This is a genomic window from Aeromonas sobria (assembly GCF_000820145.1).
Lineage (GTDB): Bacteria > Pseudomonadota > Gammaproteobacteria > Enterobacterales > Aeromonadaceae > Aeromonas > Aeromonas sobria.
In genome coordinates, this window is sequence record NZ_CDBW01000019.1 from 1 (window position 1) to 20,616 (window position 20,616).

Annotated in this window: 19 protein-coding genes; 14 read left to right on the plus strand and 5 right to left on the minus strand. The window is 56.3% G+C overall.

The features are described 5' to 3' along the window. The 3 genes from BN1135_RS10530 to trhA all read right to left on the minus strand — a co-directional run. On the minus strand, window positions 1-1,123 hold a 1,123-nt coding region (locus tag BN1135_RS10530), incomplete at its 3' end, for a retention module-containing protein (RefSeq protein ID WP_052443826.1). A gap of 231 nt (window positions 1,124-1,354) precedes the next feature. Beyond that, window positions 1,355-3,016 (minus strand): putative transporter, encoded by a 1,662-nt coding sequence (locus tag BN1135_RS10535; RefSeq protein WP_042020909.1) that lies wholly within the window; start codon window positions 3,014-3,016, stop codon window positions 1,355-1,357. Window positions 3,017-3,134: 118 nt separating this feature from the next. After that, complete coding sequence (gene trhA, locus BN1135_RS10540) at window positions 3,135-3,770, minus strand: PAQR family membrane homeostasis protein TrhA (RefSeq protein WP_042020911.1); 636 nt, start codon at window positions 3,768-3,770, stop codon at window positions 3,135-3,137. 173 nt (window positions 3,771-3,943) lie between these two features. Here trhA and BN1135_RS10545 point away from each other — a divergent pair, with 173 nt between their 5' ends. The 3 genes from BN1135_RS10545 to BN1135_RS10555 all read left to right on the plus strand — a co-directional run bounded on the left by BN1135_RS10545 (window position 3,944) and on the right by BN1135_RS10555 (window position 6,437). Next, a complete protein-coding gene (locus tag BN1135_RS10545) occupies window positions 3,944-5,449 on the plus strand; it encodes a pyridoxal-dependent decarboxylase (RefSeq protein WP_042020913.1) in 1,506 nt (501 codons plus the stop codon). A gap of 115 nt (window positions 5,450-5,564) precedes the next feature. Next, a complete protein-coding gene (locus tag BN1135_RS10550) occupies window positions 5,565-6,116 on the plus strand; it encodes a septation protein A (protein WP_042020915.1) in 552 nt (183 codons plus the stop codon). A gap of 24 nt (window positions 6,117-6,140) precedes the next feature. Continuing rightward, window positions 6,141-6,437 (plus strand): YciI family protein, encoded by a 297-nt coding sequence (locus BN1135_RS10555; protein ID WP_042020917.1) that lies wholly within the window; start codon window positions 6,141-6,143, stop codon window positions 6,435-6,437. Window positions 6,438-6,524: 87 nt separating this feature from the next. Here BN1135_RS10555 and cysQ read toward each other — a convergent pair whose 3' ends face one another. Together cysQ and BN1135_RS10565 are read right to left on the minus strand one after the other, a co-directional pair. Then, the gene (cysQ, locus tag BN1135_RS10560; protein ID WP_139245268.1) at window positions 6,525-7,307 is read right to left on the minus strand and encodes a 3'(2'),5'-bisphosphate nucleotidase CysQ; all 783 of its coding nucleotides are present in this window, start codon (window positions 7,305-7,307) and stop codon (window positions 6,525-6,527) included. A gap of 112 nt (window positions 7,308-7,419) precedes the next feature. Continuing rightward, window positions 7,420-8,220: a DeoR family transcriptional regulator gene (locus tag BN1135_RS10565; RefSeq protein WP_042020919.1), complete on the minus strand. Its 801-nt coding sequence runs from the start codon at window positions 8,218-8,220 to the stop codon at window positions 7,420-7,422. A 275-nt stretch (window positions 8,221-8,495) separates the two neighbouring features. On the opposite strand from BN1135_RS10565, the gene kbaZ reads away from it, so the two are divergent. The 11 genes from kbaZ (at window position 8,496) to BN1135_RS10620 (ending at window position 20,582) form a co-directional block, all read left to right on the plus strand. Beyond that, window positions 8,496-9,809: a tagatose-bisphosphate aldolase subunit KbaZ gene (gene kbaZ / locus BN1135_RS10570; protein WP_042020920.1), complete on the plus strand. Its 1,314-nt coding sequence runs from the start codon at window positions 8,496-8,498 to the stop codon at window positions 9,807-9,809. Between the two features lie 12 nt (window positions 9,810-9,821). Further along, entirely contained in the window at window positions 9,822-10,988 is a 1,167-nt protein-coding gene (locus BN1135_RS10575) for an SIS domain-containing protein (RefSeq protein WP_042020922.1), read from the plus strand. A gap of 2 nt (window positions 10,989-10,990) precedes the next feature. Continuing rightward, on the plus strand, window positions 10,991-11,464 hold the full coding sequence (agaV, locus tag BN1135_RS10580; RefSeq protein ID WP_042020923.1) for a PTS N-acetylgalactosamine transporter subunit IIB: 474 nt from the start codon (window positions 10,991-10,993) through the stop codon (window positions 11,462-11,464). Between the two features lie 15 nt (window positions 11,465-11,479). Then, complete coding sequence (gene agaW / locus BN1135_RS10585; protein ID WP_042020924.1) at window positions 11,480-12,253, plus strand: PTS N-acetylgalactosamine transporter subunit IIC; 774 nt, start codon at window positions 11,480-11,482, stop codon at window positions 12,251-12,253. Continuing rightward, window positions 12,243-13,121 (plus strand): PTS N-acetylgalactosamine transporter subunit IID, encoded by an 879-nt coding sequence (gene agaE, locus BN1135_RS10590; RefSeq protein WP_042020925.1) that lies wholly within the window; start codon window positions 12,243-12,245, stop codon window positions 13,119-13,121. The genes agaW and agaE overlap by 11 nt, the downstream gene beginning before the upstream one ends. A gap of 47 nt (window positions 13,122-13,168) precedes the next feature. After that, complete coding sequence (agaF, locus tag BN1135_RS10595) at window positions 13,169-13,609, plus strand: PTS galactosamine/N-acetylgalactosamine transporter subunit IIA (RefSeq protein ID WP_042020926.1); 441 nt, start codon at window positions 13,169-13,171, stop codon at window positions 13,607-13,609. Continuing rightward, window positions 13,610-14,809: an N-acetylglucosamine-6-phosphate deacetylase gene (nagA, locus tag BN1135_RS10600; protein ID WP_042020927.1), complete on the plus strand. Its 1,200-nt coding sequence runs from the start codon at window positions 13,610-13,612 to the stop codon at window positions 14,807-14,809. Next, window positions 14,800-15,654: a tagatose bisphosphate family class II aldolase gene (locus BN1135_RS10605; RefSeq protein ID WP_042020928.1), complete on the plus strand. Its 855-nt coding sequence runs from the start codon at window positions 14,800-14,802 to the stop codon at window positions 15,652-15,654. The genes nagA and BN1135_RS10605 overlap by 10 nt, the downstream gene beginning before the upstream one ends. A gap of 41 nt (window positions 15,655-15,695) precedes the next feature. Beyond that, window positions 15,696-17,228 carry a maltose/glucose-specific PTS transporter subunit IIBC gene (malX, locus tag BN1135_RS10610; protein ID WP_042020929.1) on the plus strand — a complete coding sequence of 511 codons (1,533 nt, stop codon included), beginning with the start codon at window positions 15,696-15,698 and terminating at the stop codon, window positions 17,226-17,228. Beyond that, window positions 17,215-18,462 (plus strand): MalY/PatB family protein, encoded by a 1,248-nt coding sequence (locus BN1135_RS10615; RefSeq protein WP_082186776.1) that lies wholly within the window; start codon window positions 17,215-17,217, stop codon window positions 18,460-18,462. The genes malX and BN1135_RS10615 overlap by 14 nt, the downstream gene beginning before the upstream one ends. 233 nt (window positions 18,463-18,695) lie before the next feature. Next, complete coding sequence (locus tag BN1135_RS10620) at window positions 18,696-20,582, plus strand: alpha-galactosidase (RefSeq protein WP_042020930.1); 1,887 nt, start codon at window positions 18,696-18,698, stop codon at window positions 20,580-20,582. Window positions 20,583-20,616 lie beyond the last annotated feature (34 nt).

Genomic DNA, 20,616 nt, shown 5'->3' on the forward strand with positions numbered 1-20,616 from the left:
CCACGGAGTCGCCCACCTCGGTGGTCACCTTGCTGCTGGTGTCCAGCTGCTCGTAATTGCCACCGCTGCTGCCGGTTATGCTCACCGTCAGGCTGCTGCCATCCTTGTACACATCGTCGCTCGGGGCATCGACCGTCACGCTGCCGCTCAGCTCGCCCGCCTTGATGGTGATGCTGGAGCCATTGGACAGGGTCAGAACCAGGTCACTCTGTGGGGCGTTGTTGACGCTGGCGCTGTAGGTGATCTGGCCCCCTTCGTTGACCTGCGCCGGGGCGCCCAGGGTCACAGTGGTGGTGTCGACAGTGTCGTTAATCTGGGTGGTCGTTGAAGGGCTGGTGATGATCTGGTTGAAACCACCGCCCAGAGTACCGGTAATCGAAACGGTGATCGTTGACGGATCGACATAAGGGCTGTCTGCCGGAGCAGCAACAGTGACCGAACCGGAACTCTGCCCGACGGGAATGGTAATCACTGCACCATTGGACAGCGAAATAACCAAGTCAGAACCAAAAACAGGTTCATCAAGTGTCGCGGTAAAGGTGATAAGCCCACCTTCGCTCACCTGTGTATCTGCACTCAAGACAAGGTTGGCGGATGTAAACAGAGGATCATCTTCTCCTGCAGCGCCAAGCGGTGGCTCGCCAGTGGCGTTATAGGTGGTATCGAAAGTGGCTTCGGCAATGGTTGCAGAACCGGTACGGTCGATGGTGACAAACCCGCCGTTGCCACTGGCTCCGGCGACACCACCAATACCGCCACCACCAGCGGCAGGTGCACCGCCTGCTGCAGAGGCTTCAAAGGCCTGGGTCGGGTCAGCGCCGCCCAAAATCGCCTGTTGCAAGGCATTGATCTCATCAGGAGTACCGGCGGCACCGTTTTGCGCCAGCTGGGGGGCATCCCCCTCTTCTGCGGGCTCACTCTGCTCGCTGGCCGGTTGCACATTGAATGACTGTCCGCCACCCATAAAGCTGGCACCATCCGGCGACATGATCACTGCACCTTTCGGCAATACATCACCTTCAGCCAACAATTTTTGACTGCCATCGGCAGCAATCTGATAAGCCTGCCCTTTGAGTTGGGTAATGGTGATGCCCTGTTCCATGGTAACGGTGTTAGTAATCATGTTCTCTCCTGAATCCTGATTTGAATGCAATAAGCCACAGCCTACTGTGCATATAGATGGCAAAAATAACCAGCTCGAAAATTCGAAAGGATAGACTGATTTGAAGCTGAATCTTTCAGCCAGGCAGGAGGGTATGAAATGGCAAGGTCGGAAGGGTAAAAACCTAATTTATCAATACATTACAAAACAGTGACAGGAGCATGACAAGGCATGCTCCTGTTTAGATTAACCCTAGGCGCCAGCCCAGAGGATAATAGCCAGCAGCTGTGGCGAGATAATCCGCAGGAACATCACCAGCGGGTAGACAGTGGCGTATGAAAGTGCACTGGCACCACTGGTCGGGTGCATGGCGTTGGCAAAGGCCAGCGCGGGAGGATCAGTCATGGAGCCTGCCAGCAAGCCGCACAAGGTGAGGTAATTCATCTTGCCGTAGAGGCGTGCCAGCACACCGACCACCAGCAGCGGGATCAGGGTGATCGCTATGCCGTAGAGCATCCAGGCCGGGCCATCACCGTTGATCAGGGTATCGATAAAACCGGCCCCCGACTTGAAGCCCACCACGGCCAGAAACAGCACGATACCGATCTCCCGCAGCGCCAGGTTGGCACTGGGGGGCATGAACCAGTAGAGCTTGCCGATGCTGCCGATCCGCGACAGGATCAGCGCCACCACCAGCGGCCCCCCCGCCAGACCCAATTTGAGGGCAGCCGGGAAACCGGGCAGATAGAAGGGGATGGAGCCGAGCAGCACACCGAGGCCAATCCCGATAAATACCGGCAACATCTGCACCTGTTGCAGTTTTTGCTGCACGTTGCCGACCACATTAGTAACCGCCTCGATCGCCTCCAGGCGTCCCACCAGATTAAGGATGTCACCAAACTGCAAACTGGTCTGGCTGGTTGGCACCAACTCGATACCGGCGCGGTTAAGACGGGAGATCACCACGTCATAGCGCTGTTTGATGTCAAGATCGCGGATCTTCTTGCCCAGAACCTGCTCGTTGGTCACCACTACCCGCTCGACACGCAGATCGGTGCCCCGGGTCGAGAGCGAGGTCTCCACTTCCTCCCCCAACACCAGCAACACCTTATGCAGCGCATGGCGTTCACCCACCAGGTGGAGCAAGTCACCCAGCTCGATGCGGGAATCAGGCCGCGGCACCATCAGCTCCTCACCCCGCTTGAGGCGAGAGCAGATCACATCCGACTCATCGAGACTCGGGATCTCGCTCAACATCAAGCCGTGCATATTGGGGTTGCGCACCGCGATGTTGATGGTCTGCAAACTCTCCTTGGTTTTACCAGTCTGTTGCTCGAACTGGGCGGCTTCATCGTCGATCTTGATGCGAAAGAACACCCGAACCAGCCACATGGTGAGCAAAATGCCACAGATGCCGAATGGATAGGCGACCGCATAGCCCATCCCCATCAGGCCGGTCGAACCGGGCGCAGCGCCCAGCTCGGCCAGGATCTGCTGGCCCGCACCGAGGGATGGCGTATTGGTAACGGCACCGGAGAAGACCCCCAGAATGACCGGCAACGGCACATCGAACAGCTGATGCAATCCGGCGGCCACCACGCAGCCAAGGATAACCAGCAGGGCGGCAAAGGCATTGAGTTTGAGACCCGAACTGCGCAATGACGCGAAGAAGCCCGGCCCGACCTGAATACCGATGGTATAGACAAACAGGATCAAACCAAATTCTTGAATGAAGTGAAGGGTTTGTGCATCCAGTGCGAGATTGGAAGCACCAGCGAAATGACCCACAATGATGCCGCCGAACAGCACTCCCCCTATCCCCAGACCAACGCCATAGACTCGCCAGTTTCCCAGCCAGAGCCCTAGCACTGCCACCAGCGACAACATGCTGATGGAAAGCGCGATATCACTCATTTCGTGCATCCTTTGCGAATTGAACTGTCCCTAGCTTGTCAGCAAACGCTGACGCCAACTGTGTGATACCGCACGAATTTATCCTTTTTACGCGCTAAAAATACCAATTAAGGGCTACTCAAGCGACATAGCCATAAATGGCCATAAAGTGACAAACACTGCCGCCCAACACAAAAAGGTGCCAGATAGCGTGGTTGTAGGGGATCTGCTTGGCCACATAGAAAATGACACCGAGGCTGTAGATCAGGCCGCCGAGTCCGAGCAGCAGCAACCCCTCCCCGGCCAGATGGATGTAGAGCTGGTAGATCACCACCAGTGACAGCCAGCCCAGCATCAGGTAGGTAAACAGCGACAACTTCTTGAAGCGGTTGATGAACACCAGCTTGAACACCACCCCGGCCAGCGCCAGGCCCCAGATCACCACCATCAACCCTTTCGCCAGCGGCGTATCGAGGGCCACCAGCAGGAAGGGGGTGTAAGTACCGGCAATCAGCAGATAGATGGCGCAGTGATCAAACACCTTGCACCAGCGTCTGGCCCGCCCTTCAGCCATGCTGTGATAGAGGGTCGATGCCAGATAGAGCAGCACCAGACTACCGCCATAGAGGCTGTAACTCACCAGCGCCTGCGTGCCCTGCCCCCAGCCCTTGATGAGCAACAGCACCAGGCCGATCCCCCCCAGCAACAATCCCAATCCGTGGCTGAGCCGGTTGGCTAACTCTTCACGGGGAGAATAATCTGTCACGCCACTCATATCGTTTACTCCAGCTTTAATGGGCTCACTCTACCCAGCACCATTTCAGAGTACAAGTGTTCGCTTAAAAAATGGGGTGGCTGCCACCTGCCAACCTTTGGTGTATGCTCTGCCGCCGATGCCCGAGACAAGTGGCATAGACACCTACCCGGTGACCTGGTCTGGAGAACCTGATGAAGTTGACTGAGCTGTTTACACAACCGGATGCCGCCTTTGGCGACGCAATGAGCGCTATGCTGGCACATTTTCACCACTCGGATGACAGTCAGGCCCCCTACCAGCACGACCAGTTCACCCACCAGCTAGATCAATCCCGCATGCCTGCGGTCGGCCTCTCCATCGAGCACTATCTGGCACGGCTGGCCACCCTGGTGCCCGGTGCCTCTCACCTCACCTCGCCACGCTACATGGGCCATATGACAGCACCACTGCCAGCCTATACCGCCGAGCTATCGCGTCTGCTGGTGATGCTGAACCAGAATCCGATGAAGATGGAGTCCTCCCGCCTGCTCAGCTTTCTGGAGCGGGAGGTGCTGGCCAAGCTGCACCGCCTCATCTATGGCAGGGACGATGCCTTCTACGGCGAGCAGATGCATGCCAAGGATGCCGCCCTCGGCGTCATGACCAGCGGCGGCACCATCGCCAACGTCACGGCGCTGTGGCTGGCCCGCAACCGCGCCTGCGGCGACAATCTGTTCGCCCTCTATGAGCAAGGCTATCGCGGCGCCGTCATTCTGGGCTCCCGGCTGATGCACTACTCCTTCGACAAGGGAATGGATCTGCTGGGACTGGGTGCCCGCAGCGTCTGGCGCCTTGAGACCGACGAGCAGAACCGGCTCAGTCTGGCTGTACTGGAGCAGGCGCTGCTCCAGTGCAAAGAACAGAAGCTCAAAGTGCTGGCGCTGGTTGGCGTGGCGGGCAGCACCGACTTTGGCTCCATCGATCCGCTGCCGGAGCTGGCGGCCATCGCCGAGCGCGAGCAGATCCATTTTCATGTGGACGCCGCCTGGGGCGGCCCGACCCTCTTCTCCCCCCGCTATCAAAACTTGCTGGCCGGGATCGAGCGGGCCGATACCGTCACGCTGGATGGTCACAAGCAACTGCTGGTGCCGCTCGGTACCGGCATGCTGCTCTGCCGCCAGCCCGATCTGATGATGGCGGTCAAGCGAGAGGCCCCCTACGCCATTCGTGCCACCTCGTTCGATCAGGGGCGCTTCACGCTGGAGGGTACCCGCCCGGCCAACGCCCTCTATCTGGATGCCGCCTTCCAGCTGTTTGGCCAGCAGGGGTACGCCCACCTCATCGAGGCCAACTACGACCGCGCCCGACTGATGGCCGAGCTCATCGCCAGCGACCCTGCCTTCGAGCTGATGTCGGCACCGGTGATGAACCTGCTCTCCTACCGCTGCATCCCGCCCCACCTGCAGGGCAAAGCGCTGGATGAAGCAGCCAACGCGCAGATCAACGACTTCAACGTGGCCCTGCAAAAAGCCCAGCGGGCCGAGGGGCACAGCTTTGTCTCCCGCACCCAGCGGGCGGTGGAGCGCTACGGTGCCCAGCCGGTCACCCTGCTGCGGGCTGTGCTGCTCAACCCGCTTATCGAAGAGCACCACATCCGCGAGCTGCTGGCGGATCAAAAACGGCTGGGCGAGCCCCTTGCCCGCCAGCTATTTGGCTAGCGCCGTGCCAGGGAACTGGACGTAAATTAGGCGGTCTTATTCATTTGCCGTTGCCCATCGGGCAGGTAAACTGGACAAAATTTTGCGGTCTATTTCTGAGGGCTATGCGCCAAACATGAAGCAATTTATTGAATTTATTCCACTTATCGTTTTCTTCGCGGTCTACAAATTTTACGACATCTATATGGCCACCGGCGCACTGGTGGTGGTGACCGGTCTGCAACTGCTCTACAGCTGGGTGCGCTATCGCAAGGTCGAGAAGATGCAGCTGTTCACCTTCATCCTGGTCGGCTTCTTCGGCGGCCTCACCGTGTTCTTCCACGATGACACCTTCATCAAGTGGAAAGTGACCATCATCAATGTGCTGTTCGCGCTGGGCCTGCTGATCAGCCGCTACGGCTTTGGCAAGAACCTGATCAAGCAGATGCTGGCCAAGGAGCTGCAAGCGCCCGATGCGGTCTGGGACAAGGTCAACCTCGGCTGGGTCGGCTTCTTTACCGTCTGCGGCCTGCTCAACCTCTACGTGGCGTTCAACATGCCGCAAGAGATGTGGGTCAACTTCAAGGTGTTCGGTCTGCTGGGGATGACGCTGGTCTTTACCCTGCTGAGCGGCGTCTACCTCTACCGCCACATTCCGGCGGATCAGAAAGAGCAACTGAAAAAATAACCCTCATCAGAAAAGGATCCTCTCATGTGGTATCTCATCTACTCCGAAGATGTCCCCAATAGCCTGCCACTGCGCAAACAGGTTCGTCCTGCCCACTTGGCCCGGCTGCAAGCGCTGCAGGATGAAGGTCGCCTGCTGACCGCTGGCCCCAACCCGGCTATCGATGCCGAGGATCCGGCCGATGCCGGCTTTACCGGCAGCACCGTCATCGTCGAGTTTGCCTCGCAAGCTGACGCCAAAGCCTGGGCTGATGCCGACCCTTATGTGACCGCCGGTGTTTACGCCAAGGTCACCATCAAGCCGTTCAAGAAAGTCTTTTAAACCCGCGTCAGATGCAAAGAGGCCGGAGTGGGTGTGCAACCCGCTCCGGCCTCTTTTTATTGGGCGCTGCGCAGCGCACCTGCAAGATCACGCCCTGGCGACAAACCAGGGGTTGAGGATGTCGGGCTTGTTGTAGGCAAGGGGTGAGCCATCGAGTTGGGTGACGCTGCCACCCGCCCCCTCCAGCACCGCCTGCGCCGCACCGGTATCCCACTCACAGGTGGGGGCTAGGCGCGGATAGAGCTCGGCGCCCCCCTCGGCGATGATGCAGAACTTGAGGGAGCTGCCCATGGAGACCAGCTCAATCTCGCCCCGCCCTATATCCCCGAAGCGGGCCAGATAATCGAGAGTCTCCTGCGACAGGTGATTACGACTGCCCACCACCCGCCATGCAGTTCCTTCTCGATGAGGCAGAGTCTGGATGGGCTCGCGCTTGCCATCGGCAATACGCCAGGCACCGAGCCCCTTGCCGCCATACCAGAGCTTGTCCAGCACTGGCGCATAGACCAATCCCCAGCGCGGCGCCCCCTCTTCAATCAGCGCGATGTTGACGGTGAACTCGCCGTTGCGGGAGACAAACTCCTTGGTGCCATCGAGGGGGTCCACCAGCCAGTAGCGTGACCAGCCGTGGCGCGCTGCCATTACCTCGGGGCCAGACTCCTCTGACAATACGGGGATGTCTGGGGTCAGTCGCGCCAGCGCCTGCACAATCACCTCATGCGCCCCCTTGTCGGCAGCCGTGAGCGGACTCTCGTCGCTCTTGTACTCCACCGCAAAAGGCTCGCGGTAGATCGCCATGATGGCCGCCCCCGCCGCGCGAGCAACAGGTTCAAGGTCGGTGATATCGGGGTGGTACAGGGGATGCGCCATAACAATCTCGTCCAGCTCACAGGGCCAACCAGTGTAACCCTTTTGACATCAACTGTTTATAGCCGATTGTGCTGGGTTATATCTCGCGCTCAGGCTTTGACTATCGCCAAACTCACCCTGCGGGTACCAACATCACATCGATTCCTGCATGGCGTAATCCCGCAAGAATATCGGCAGGCACAGCATCATCGGTGATCAGGGTATGAATACGCGGGGTATCGATAATCTTGTGCAAGCTGCGTCGGCCAAATTTGCTGGAATCGGTGACTACGATGATCCGCTCGGCGACCTGACACATGCAGCGGTTAAGGCGCGCTTCATCATCGTGATGGGTACTGATGCCACGCTCGAGGTCGATGCCATCCACCCCGAGAAACAGCAGGTCAAAATGGTAGTTTTGCAGGGATTGCTCGGCCTGCGCACCATAGAACGAGAGTGATTTGCGGCGCAGGTGGCCGCCGGTCATCAACAGGTCGACCCCCTCAGCCTCCAGCAGTGCATTGGCCACGTTCATGCCGTTTGTCATCACCAGGATCTCCTGGTGCTCGCGCAGATGACGAGCTACCTCCAGCGTGGTTGTGCCCGAGTCGAGGATAAGACGACTCCCGGGTTGCACCAGTGTGGCCGCCAGTGCGCCGATCCGCTGTTTGACCGGCGTATTGAGTATGCTTTTGTCGGCAATGGTTCGCTCTGGTACGGCCTGATTGGGTTCACACAACAGGGCGCCACCATAGGCGCGTACAGCGACCCCTTGTTTTTCGAGGAACGCCAGATCGTTGCGAATGGTGACGGTCGACACCTGATAATGGGTAGCCAATTCATTGACCTGAACGCTGCCATTGCTGCGCAGCTGCTGAATGATCCGCTCCCGCCGCTCACTGGTACCGAGTCCGATCTTTTCTGTTGTTTGCATAGTCTCTTCTGCCGGAGTGCTGTGGTGAAAAACGACTTTCACTTCATTACGGTTTCATATTAACGCGCAGTACCAGAGCCAAATCAAGCCTTCATTAAGCTTTCATATAGTAATATTTGCATTTCCCATCCCCACGAACAGTTTCGATATCTTTCTTTTTGTGATCACCTTCAAGAACCTATGACTCTTTTGTTTCGCTTTCCTTTTCTTGAGATTACCGTAAAGAAAAGGAAGCGAAAGGCTATTTTCATCTACAGCAACGAAGGAAGATCAAAATGAAATCCATGCTGGCACTGGTCGAAAGACATAAACAGGGAGAACCGGTCGGGATCTATGCCGTCTGCTCCGCTCACCCGCTGGTGCTGGAGGCCGCTTTACGCTTGGCCGCCGAAGGGGATCAACTGCTGCTGGTCGAGGCTACCTCCAATCAGGTGGATCAGTTCGGTGGTTATACCGGTATGACACCTGCCGATTTTCGTGATCGCCTCTATCAACTGGCTGCCGAGTGCCACTTTCCGGCGCACAGACTCATCCTCGGGGGTGATCACCTTGGGCCCAACCGCTGGCAAGGTGAGCCAGCCGAGCAGGCCATGGCCCATGCCGAAAAGCTGATTGCCTGCTATGTTGCCGCCGGTTTCAAGAAGATCCATCTCGATTGCAGCATGTCTTGTCAGGGTGACCCGGTGCCGCTGACCGATGAGCTGGTCGCAGTGCGGGCCGCCCGTCTGGCGCAGATCGCCGAGCAAACCTGTCTGGCCACCTTTGGCCAGAGCGATCTGGTCTATGTGATTGGCACCGAGGTGCCGGTGCCGGGCGGTGCTCATGAAGAGCTGGCCGAGCTGGCCGTCACCACCCCGGAAGCGGCACGCCATACCCTGGAAGCCCACCAGCAAGCCTTCGCTCAGGTCGGTCTGGCCCATATCTGGCCACGGGTCATTGGGCTCGTTGTCCAGCCCGGGGTCGAGTTTGACCACACCCACATCATCGATTACCAATCAGCGAAAGCGGCACCACTGAGCCGGATGATCGAAGCCTACCCCCATCTGGTGTTCGAGGCTCACTCCACCGATTACCAGACCCCCGAGGCTTATCGTCAGCTGGTTCGCGACCACTTTGCCATTCTCAAGGTCGGCCCGGCCCTCACCTTTGCATTGCGTGAAGCGTTGTTTTCCCTTGCCGCCATCGAAGAGGAGCTGGTTGTCGCCAAGGCGTGCTCGGGCCTGCGCCAGGTGATGGAAGAGACCATGCTGGATCGCCCCGACTTCTGGCGCAGCCACTATCAGGGCAACGCAAACGAATGCCGACTCGCGCGCGGTTACAGCTACTCAGACCGCATTCGCTACTACTGGCCCGATGCGCGCGTCGATGAGTGCTATGCCAGATTGCTCACCAACCTGGCCGCAGAGCCCATCCCCTTGCCACTACTCAGCCAGCATCTGCCCCTGCAGTACCGCAAGGTACGTCAAGGCACGCTGGCGGCCAATCCCCATGAGCTCATTCTCGATCAGGTGCAGGAGGTGTTGCGCAGCTATGCCAACGCCTGCGGCACAGCCTGCCCCTGTCCTTCCCAGCTTGACCCTGTTGTTTAAGGAGTTGTAGACATGATCCTTGGTTATTCAGAAGAGATGCTGCGCACGGCCAACGGCCTGGCGACAGCCCGTGAAATAGAGCAACAACCGGCCACCTGGCGAGAGACCCTTGCCATGGTGGAGGAGTGCCGCAATGCGCTGGATCGCTTTCTTGCCCCTCTGCGCTCCCATGGCAATCTGCGGGTGATCCTGACCGGTGCTGGAACCTCTGCCTTTGCCGGACGAGCGCTGGCCCCTTACCTCTCTGGCCACTTGAAGGCCCGGTTCGAGGCGATTGCCTCCACCGATATAGTCACCGATCCGGCCGAGTATCTGGCCGAGGATTGCCCGACTCTGCTCATCTCGTTCGCTCGCTCAGGCAATAGCCCAGAAAGCGTTGCCGCCGTTGAGCTCGCCAGCCAACTGCTCGGCAACTGCCATCATCTGGTGCTCACCTGTAATGGCGAAGGGGCACTCTATCGCCGCTGCCAGCAAGATGCCCACTCTCTGGCCCTGCTGATGCCGCCCCAAACCAATGATCGCAGCTTCGCCATGACCAGCAGCCTCACCAGCATGATGCTGAGCTGTCTTGCCGTCTTCCTGCCGAACCAGTTCAACCAGCAGGTTTGCGCACGACTGGCTGACGTCAGTGAAGCGATCCTTGAGCAGGTTGTTCAGCGGGTACCAGCATGGAATGAACCGCTGCCACAACGGGTCATCTATCTTGGCAGCGGCAGCCTACAAGGGGTTGCCCAGGAGTCAGCCCTCAAGTTGCTGGAATTGACTGGTGGCCGACTGGTCGCCATGTTTGACTCTCCCACCGGCTTTCGCCATGGCCCCAAATCCGTCGTCAATGCACAGACTCTGATCGTCCAGCTCATCTCCAACGACCCCTATACCCGTCAATATGATCTGGACCTGCTGCGCGAACTGCGGGCTGATGGACAGGCAGCCCGGGTGGTCGCCATTGCTGACCAGCATGATCCCCGTATCGAGGAGGGTGAGCACATCTATCTGCCCCACACCCTGCAAGGTGATGACGCCCAGCTCGCCTTCTGTTACCTGCTCTATGCCCAGTTCTATGCCTTCCATACCTCGCTGAGCCTTGGCATCAGCCCGGACAATCCCTGCCCGACAGGACAAGTCAACCGGGTCGTACAAGGGGTCAATATCTACCCGTTTCACCAAAAAGGAGCCTGATGATGCCAAACATTGTATTGAGCCGGATCGATGAGCGTCTGATCCACGGCCAGGTTGGTGTGCAATGGGTAGGCTTCGCTGGTGCCAATCTGGTGCTGGTCGCCAATGACGAGGTGGCCAATGACCCCATCCAGCAGAACTTGATGGAGATGGTGCTGGCCGAAGGGATTGCGGTGCGGTTCTGGCCGCTCCAGAAGGTGATCGACAACATCCACAAGGCGGCGGATCGCCAGAAAATTCTGCTGGTCTGCAAAAATCCTAGCGACTTCAACACCCTGGTTCAGGGAGGTGTCCCCATCTCCCGTATCAACGTCGGCAACATGCACTACGCCGATGGCAAACGCCAAATCCACAAGACCGTATCTGTGGACGAACAGGACATCACTGCGTTTCGCGCCCTGCAGGACGCCCGCATCGAGTGCTTTGTCCAGGGAGTGCCGACCGAACCGGCACAGGACATTTTCAATTTGCTCTGATTAAGGACAATTGTGATGGAAATCAGTTTATTACAAGGGCTTCTACTGGGGGTTTTGGCATTCTTTGCCGGACTAGACCTGTTCAATGGCCTGACCCACTTCCACCGGCCCGTCGTACTGGGGCCGCTGGTTGGCCTGATCCTCGGCGACCTGCCCACCGGTATTCTGGTAGGCGGTACTCTGGAGCTGGTCTGGATGGGGCTGGCGCCGCTGGCGGGCGCGCAGCCACCCAACGTCATCATCGGCACCATAGTCGGTGCCACCTTCGCCATCACTACCGGGGTCAAGCCGGATGTGGCGGTCGGGGTTGCAGTTCCCTTCGCCGTTGCAGTCCAGATGGGGATCACCTTCCTCTTCTCGGTAATGTCGGGAGTCATGTCTCGCTGTGATCGCATGGCTGAAGCGGGTGATACCCGAGGGATCGAGCGGGTCAACTATCTGGCGCTGCTGACACTGGGCACCTTCTACTTTCTCTGCGCCTTTCTGCCCACCTACTTCGGGGCCGAGCACGCCAAAGCGGCCATCGATGTACTGCCAGCCCGCTTGATTGACGGCCTCGGTGTTGCTGGCGGCATCATGCCTGCCATCGGTTTTGCCGTGCTGCTCAAAATCATGATGAAGAACGTCTACATCCCCTACTTCATCCTCGGCTTCGTTGCTGCAGCCTGGCTCCAGCTACCGGTACTGGCTATCGCTGCCGCCGCACTGGCCATGGCCCTAATCGACTTCATGCGCACCACCACCCCGCAAGCTCGTCCTGTCCAGGAGGAAACTGAAGATGGCATCTAACAACACCGCAGCCCGGGTCATCTCGGCAGTCGAACCACAACCGTCTCATGCCCCTTCTGACGACACCTATGAAGATCAGCAACTGGGCGCCGAACTGACCAAGCAGGATATCAATCGCTTTGCCTGGCGCTCCCTGCTCCTGCAGGCCTCCTTCAACTATGAGCGGATGCAGGCCTCGGGCTGGCTCTATGGGTTGCTGCCCGCACTACAGAAGATCCACACCAATCCTCGGGATCTCTCACGGGCAATGAAAGGACACATGGGCTTCTTCAATACCCACCCCTTCCTGGTCACCTTCGTGATGGGGATTGTGCTGGCGATGGAGCGCTCCAAACAGAACGTCAACAGCATCCAGAGCACCAAGATTGCTGTCGGTGCACCGCTCGGCGGGATTGGTGATGCTATGTTCTGGCTCACGCTGCTCCCCATCTGCGGTGGCATCGGGGCAGATCTGGCGCTACAAGGCTCCATCATGGGCGCCGTGTTCTTCTTCCTGCTGTTCAACGTGGTGCACTTCGGTCTGCGTTTTGGCCTGGCTCACTACGCCTATCGGATGGGGGTAGCTGCCATTCCGGTGATCAAGGCCAACACCCGCAAGGTGGGCCATGCCGCCTCCATTGTCGGCATGACGGTCATTGGCGCTCTGGTAGCCACCTATGTGCGCCTCGGCACCACGCTTGAGATCACCGCCGGTGATGCCGTCGTCAAACTGCAGGCTGATGTGCTCGACAAGCTGATGCCCGCCTTCCTGCCGCTGCTCTACACCCTGGCGATGTATGCCCTGATCCGCAAGGGCTGGAGCCCGCTGCGCCTCATCGTCATCACTGTGGTACTCGGTATCGTCGGCAAGTTCGCCGGTTTCCTCTAATCCGGAGCCGGCTGTGGGCCGGCCCCTTTGCAGTAAAGGAACAGACTATGTTGGGCATCATCATTTGCGGTCATGGCGGTTTCGCCAGCGGTCTGAATCGCGCCATGCTCCAGATCCTCGGCGAACAGGAAGCCGTTATCGCCATCGACTTTCCCGAGAGCTCCACCACCGCTCTGCTGCAGGCGCAGTACGAAGCGGCGCTGGCAGAGATCGACAAGGGGGATGGCGTGGTCTTCCTGACCGACCTGCTCGGCGGAACCCCGTTTCGGGTTGCCTCTACCCTGGCATTACGCCAAAGCAATCGGGAAGTCGTTACCGGTACCAACCTGCAGCTACTGCTGGAGATGGTGCTGGAACGAGACGGGCTCAGCGCCCACGAGTTCCGTTTGCAAGCTCTCACTTGCGGCCACCGGGGCCTCACCTCGCTGGCGGATGAAATGCAAAAAGATCGCCAAGCAGAAGCAAGCCTGGTCGAGGAGGGCATTTAAATGGCTTCACGGATCCGTGCTCACCGCCTGCTGACCGAGCAGGGCTGGCTGGAGCATCAGGAGCTCATCCACCAAGGGGGCATCATCACCGCTATCGCCCCTATCACAGATGGTGATCCGGTGCGGGATGTCGATCTGCTGGTCCCGGCCCTGATCGATGGTCATGTCCACGGCGGCGCCGGGGTGGATGTCATGGACAACGACAGCAACGCCCTCGGCACCCTGTCGATGGCCAAGGCAGCGGAAGGTGTCGGTGCGTTTCTCGCGACTACGGTCACCGCTCCGCTACCCGAGATTGAGCTGGCCCTTGCCCGCATTGCCGATGGCGTTGCCAGCGGCATGCCGGGCGCCGAGCTGCTCGGTTGCTATCTGGAAGGGCCCTATTTTACACCGGCCAACAAGGGGGCCCACGATCAGGCGCTGTTTCGGGAGCTGGACGTTGCCGAGCTTAACCATCTGCAACAGCTGGCTCGCGGCACCCTGAAAGTGGTGGCATTGGCACCGGAAAAGCCCAATGCCATCACGGCCATTCGCCATCTCGCCGCCAACGACGTGCGGGTGATGCTGGGCCACTCGGCGGCGGATCACGACACTACTATGGCGGCGCTGTCGGCGGGCGCCTCCGGGTTGGTGCATTGTTTCAACGGCATGCGGGGACTGCACCACCGCGAGCCCGGCATGGTGGGCGCGGGTCTGGTCCATCCCGCTGCCTGGCTGGAGCTGATCGCCGATGGTCATCATGTCCATCCAAGCGTGCTCAAACTCTGCCACTGCTGCGCCGGTGAGCGTCTGCTCCTTATTACGGATGCGATGCGTGCCGCAGGTATGCCAGATGGTCACTACCTGCTGGGCAACTATCGGGTCGAAATGAAAGAGGGTGTGGTGCGCACCGAGGCCGGCGGCCTGGCCGGTAGTACCCTCACGTTGCTAGATGCCGTGCGCAACATGGTCAATTTGGCAGACGTCCCGCTTGCCGATGCCATCCGGATGGCATCACTGGCCCCGGCAAAGATGCTCGGTATTGCCGATCGTCTCGGTTCGCTGGCAATCGGTAAACAGGCCAACCTGCTCGCCCTCACTACTGAACTCAATCAACAACACATCTGGGTTGCTGGTCGGGAGATAGACCCCGTCCACTTCGCCCCCCTTTTCTCAGGATCTCGCGTCAATCAGGACGCTCAGGAGTCACTATGTATCTGATCTCTTCCCATGAAATGCTTAAAGATGCCCAGCGTCGCGGTTACGCCGTGCCTGCTTTCAACATCCACAACCTGGAAACCGTCCAGGTGGTCGCTCGTACCGCAGCTCGCATGCGCTCTCCGGTGATCCTGGCTGGCACCCCGGGCACTTATCGCCATGCCGGGGTCGAGTATCTGGTCTCCATCTGTCAGGCAGCTGCCCATGAGTACCGCATTCCGCTAGTGCTGCATCTGGATCACCACGAAGACGAGCAGGACATCCATAACAAGGTCGAAGCGGGTATTCGCTCGGCCATGATCGATGCCTCGTACTTTCCGTTTGAAGAGAACATCGAAAAAGTGCGTAGCGTAGTTACCTACTGTCACCGCATGGGCGCCAGTGTCGAAGCCGAACTGGGCCAGCTGGGCGGCCAGGAAGATGACCTCATCGTCGATGCTGCTAATGCCAAATTTACCGATCCGCTGAAGGCGGCCGAGTTTGTCCGCCGTACCGGTATCGACTCGCTGGCCGTTGCCATCGGCACCGCCCACGGCCTCTACAAGGAGGAGCCCCGCCTCGACTTCGCCCGCCTCGCCGCGATCCGCGAGCAGGTTGATATTCCGCTGGTACTGCACGGCGCCTCAGGTGTGCCGGAAGCGGATGTCCGCCGCTGTATCGAACTCGGGATCTGTAAGGTCAACGTAGCGACCGAACTGAAGATCGCCTTCGCCGATGCCATGAAAGCCTTCCTTGGCAGTCACCCTGATGCCAGCGACCCGCGTCAGTATCTGGTGCCCGCCATGGCAGCCATGGAAGAGGTGGTCGAAGCGAAAATCCGCATGTGTATGAGTGATAACAAAATCTGATAACAATAAAATCACAGTAACAGGTCTGGGAGATAATAGTGATGGCTCAAACATCCTTGCGAAATAAGGTATGGGAATTTGCCCAGAGTTTAGGGAAGACATTTATGTTCCCAGTATCTCTGATGGCATTCATGGGTTTATTGCTGGGGGTGGGTTCATCCATCACTAGCCCCTCAACCATAGATAACTTTCCTTTTCTTGGTGGCGAGTATACCCAGCTCATCTTCAATCTGGTGGCAACGGTAGGAAGCTTTGGTTTTACCTATTTGCCCATCATGTTTGCCATCGGTATTCCGATGGGGTTGAGCGAAAAAAACAAGGGAGTTGCAGCCTATTCCGGTTTCGTTGGCTACATGGCGATGAATATCGGGATCAACTTTTATCTCTCCAGCACCAACCAACTTGCCGCACCGGAAAATATCAAGCTGGCAGGCCAGGCGATGGTTATGGGGATACAGACGCTGTCCATGGGTGTATTGGGAGGCATTGTTTCAGGGATTGTGACCTACTTCATTCATAGTCGTTTCTACAACCTGAAACTGCATGATGCCTTCTCTTTCTTCAGTGGCCTGCGTTCTGTTCCCATTATTACAGCACTAACCCTTTCCTTGATTGGCCTTGCTATGCCACTGTTCTGGCATTACGTCGCCATGGGCATTACTGCGGTCGGAAATGTTATTATTTCCGCAGGTTCTTTTGGCGCATTTCTTTATGGTGTGGCGATCAACCTGCTCAAGCCCCTCGGCTTGCATCACATTATGCTGGCCATGGTGCGATTCACTCCGGCAGGCGGCACAGAACTGGTCAATGGCGAGACTATTTCCGGAGCGCTCAACATTTTCTTTGCCCAACTGAAATCCGGAGAACAGATCAGCCCAGCTGCGACAGCCTTTCTGTCCCAAGGATTCATGCCAACCTTTATATTTGGCTTGCCTGCCGCAGCACTTGCTATGTATATGGCAGCGACGCCTGGCAATAGAACCAAGATAAAGAGCCTGATTATCTCTGGAGTGCTTGTCTCTATCGTGACCGGCATTTCTGAACCCATAGAGTTTTTGTTCCTGTTCGTTGCACCGATGCTCTACCTGTTTCATGTATTCATGACTGGCGCAGCACTATTTGTTGTCGCGATGTGTGGCGTGACTATTGGAAATACTGATGGTAGTGCACTGGACCTGCTTATCTTTGGCATAATGCAGGGCTGGCAGACTAAGTGGTATCTCATCATTCCGATTGGATTGGTATGGTCAGCAATATATTTCTGCGTCTTCTACTGGTACATCAAAAAATACGATATCAAGACCCCGGGAAGGGACGGCATGGAGGACTCCTTGATCCAAAAACATGACCCGGTCGTTATCCTTGATGCTTTGGGTGGTAAAGAGAATATCGTCAGTCTTGATAATTGCGTGACCCGCTTAAGACTGGTTGTGCATGACATGAACAAACTGCAAGAGAATGTGCTGAAACAAGCTGGTGCCCTCTCCGTTGTCAAAATCGATGAGCACAGTGTCCAGGTAATTATTGGTGCTCAGGTTCAAACCGTGAAGGATAATCTCGATGCTCTGCTGTAACGATCGGGAGGCTTTACGCCTCCCCACTCCCTCTGCTAACGAACGACACTCCTGTTTCGACGTACTGGCAGACCGCATCAGCGATAAATGCCGAAAGTGGGACCTCAATATGATTGAGAACAGGTTTGGCCCCGTCCCTGCCAACAGCATTCCCATGTGGATTGCCGATATGGATTTCAAATCACCGCCAGCCGTGGCTCGCAAATTCCGCGAAATCATCAGCTGGGGTACCTTCAGCTACACCCACAGCATCGATGACTTCTATGAGGCGGTCGTCAACTTCCAGGCGCGCCACCACAAGGTCGCTGTGGAACGGGAGTGGATCACCCTCTCCTATGGCACCGTCTCTACCCTGCACTACACAGTGCAAGCATTTTGCCAACCGGGCGACAGCATCATCATGAACACCCCGGTCTACGATCCCTTTGCCAAAGCAGCCGAAAGACAGGGGGTCAAGGTTATCGCCAACTCGCTAGCGCTCAGCAACGGGCGGTACCAGATCGATCTGGCGAAGCTGGAAGAGCAGATCATTAGCAACAGACCCAAGGTCTACTTCCTCTGCTCACCCCACAACCCATCGGGGAGGATATGGAGCCAGACCGAGCTTGAGGCGGTTGCAGACATATGCCTTCGTTATAACGTGCTAATGATGGTTGATGAAGTACATGCGGAACATATTATTGATGGCGATTTTATCTCTTTCCTGGCATTGGATGAAAATTACCTCAATAACATGATGTTGATGAGCTCACCCAACAAGGCATTCAATTTAGGAGGGTTAAAAACATCTTACAGCATCATTCCAAACCCCAGGATAAGAGAGATATTCAAAGCACAACTGGAACGAAATTCAATTACGTCACCAAACGTGTTTGGTCTGTGGGGAATTATTACTGCATATAACGAGTGTGATGACTGGCTGGCTGAGCTAAATAGCTATTTACGAAAAAACTACAATCTGCTTGACGACTATTTTAAGCTACATCTACCAGATTTCAAGGTCATGCCAATGAATGCCTCTTATCTGGTCTGGGTAAATACAACCGGAAGCGGAATGAATGCAACTGATATTACCAAACAATGGGCAACAGAGGCTGGTGTTATCGTTGAAGATGGATCGCATTACGTAAGCGATGGCGAGTCTTATGTTCGTATAAATATCGGCACCTCTCACCAATTGCTCAAGGAAGCACTGCATCGTTTGGGCATATGGGCTGAGCAATATAGCCAGTAGTAAGAATACATAAATCACTCTATGGCGGGAGCGCATATTGTTCCCGCCAAGCTCTCTTCAGGCTGTGAGCACCTGATGCCTGCATCATGGGCACCAAACAACCAGAAACAATGCCTCATCGGTCAAACAGGCAGAGTTCCTGATGATCCCTATTCAGGGAGGCCGCGCTTCTAGCCTCACTTATCGACTCATCGACAATTGAGCCCAACACGGCTCTACGTAAGGGGAAACATATGCAAAAAACAACGATAGCCATGATGGTCATGATGGCTCTTTCGGGAGGGGCACAAGCTGAGACTTTAATCCTTAAAGGCAACCGGATGACGGTAGAGGTTGAAACTCAAGATGGAAAATTAACCACGATTGCCTTCACCAACCATCAGAATGGAGATGTGATCCGGACAGACAAGCTGTTTGCGATTAAAGGTACCGATGACAAATTGACTCCCTCAACAGATTTTGTCGTGGACCGCTTTGAAGAAGAACATGGAAGCATCAACATCACATTAAAAAATAATGATTTCATGGTGAGCAGTGCACTATCTCTTGATGATTCCCACGCTTATTCCACCGTTTCCTGGTCACTGCAAGCCTTGCATGATGGCCAGCGGATCGGAGCGTTTAGTCTGTTACCTTTCAATACCCAGGCTCCCTTCGTGTATGGCTCGATCAACAGTTCGCCGATCATCAGTGACAGTTTTTTCATCACCCCACAAAGTCCACTGATCAATACCAGGGCCTATGAAGGTGGCGTCACCCAGACAGCGCTGGTTCCATTACCCCTGGAGGCAGATAAGCCACTTACCTACACCAGCTATATTGGCACCTTTGGCCCGGGGCAACTCAGGCGTGATTTCAATAAATTCCTGAATGTGGCAAGAGATCGGCCCTATTCCCCCTATCTGCACTACAACTCCTGGCTCGACATCGGATTCTTCAACCCATATACCGAAGCAGAAGCTCTCACCCGGATCAATCAGTTTGGGGAGGAGTTGGTCACCAAACGTGGCGTGCCCATGAGTGGTTTCCTGCTTGACGACGGATGGGATGACCGCAAAGGTAATTGGGGATTCAGCAAAGACTTTCCAAATGGTTTCAGCAAGCTGAAAACTGCCGCCGAAAAATACCACGCCCAACTCGGCATCTGGTTTTCACCTTGGGGCGGTTACAACAAACCGAGGGATGAACGGGTTTCTCACGCAGCTGAATTCGGTTATGAACTAAGCGATGGTCGGTTCGCCCTCTCCGGCCCTGTCTACTACAAAAATTTTCATCAGAAAGTGATGTCACTCATTAAGGATCAAGGGGTTACCCACTTCAAGTTCGATGGCACTGGCAATGCGGACAAATTGATCAAAGGAAGCCAATTCACCAGCGATTTTGATGCCGCCATTCACCTGATTGAAGATGCTCGAACCGCGAACAAAGATGTTTTCATCAACCTAACTACAGGCACAACTGCATCCCCTTCATGGCTGTTCTTCGCAGACTCCATCTGGCGTGGTGGTGATGACATCAATTTCTATGGTCCAGGCACAATGGTGCAGCAATGGATTACTTATCGGGATGCGGAAACTTATCGCTCCATCGTCAAGAATGGCCCCTTGTTCCCGCTGAATTCCTTGATGCTGCACGGGCTGGTCTATGCCAAGCAAGCCAAGCATCTAGATAAACAATCTCCGCAAGATTTTGCCGATCAGGCCTGGAGCTACTTTGCCAGTGGAACCCAGTTGCAGGAGCTCTATATCACTCCTGAACTGCTGAGCAAAGAGAACTGGGATCTATTGGCGCAGGCTGCGCTTTGGTCACAGCAAAACAAGTCGGTCATGGTCGATAGTCACTGGATTGGTGGTGATCCAACCCAATTGGAAATTTACGGATGGGGAGCTTGGAGTGCTGAAAAATCCTTTATTACCTTGCGTAACCCTTCGAGCCAACCCCAACAGTTTTTCCTGGAGCCAACTAGCCAACTTGAAGTACCTGATAGAGAGGCTAAAAAATTCAATATCAAGCCACTCTATGGCAATAACACCACCGTCCCCACCTCCATCAACGAGGGGGTGATCATCAAACTGGCACCACTGGAGCTCATCACAATGGAGCTGACTCCCGTCAAATAAATATCAAGGTGGTTGAACACTATGCAAAAGGGAC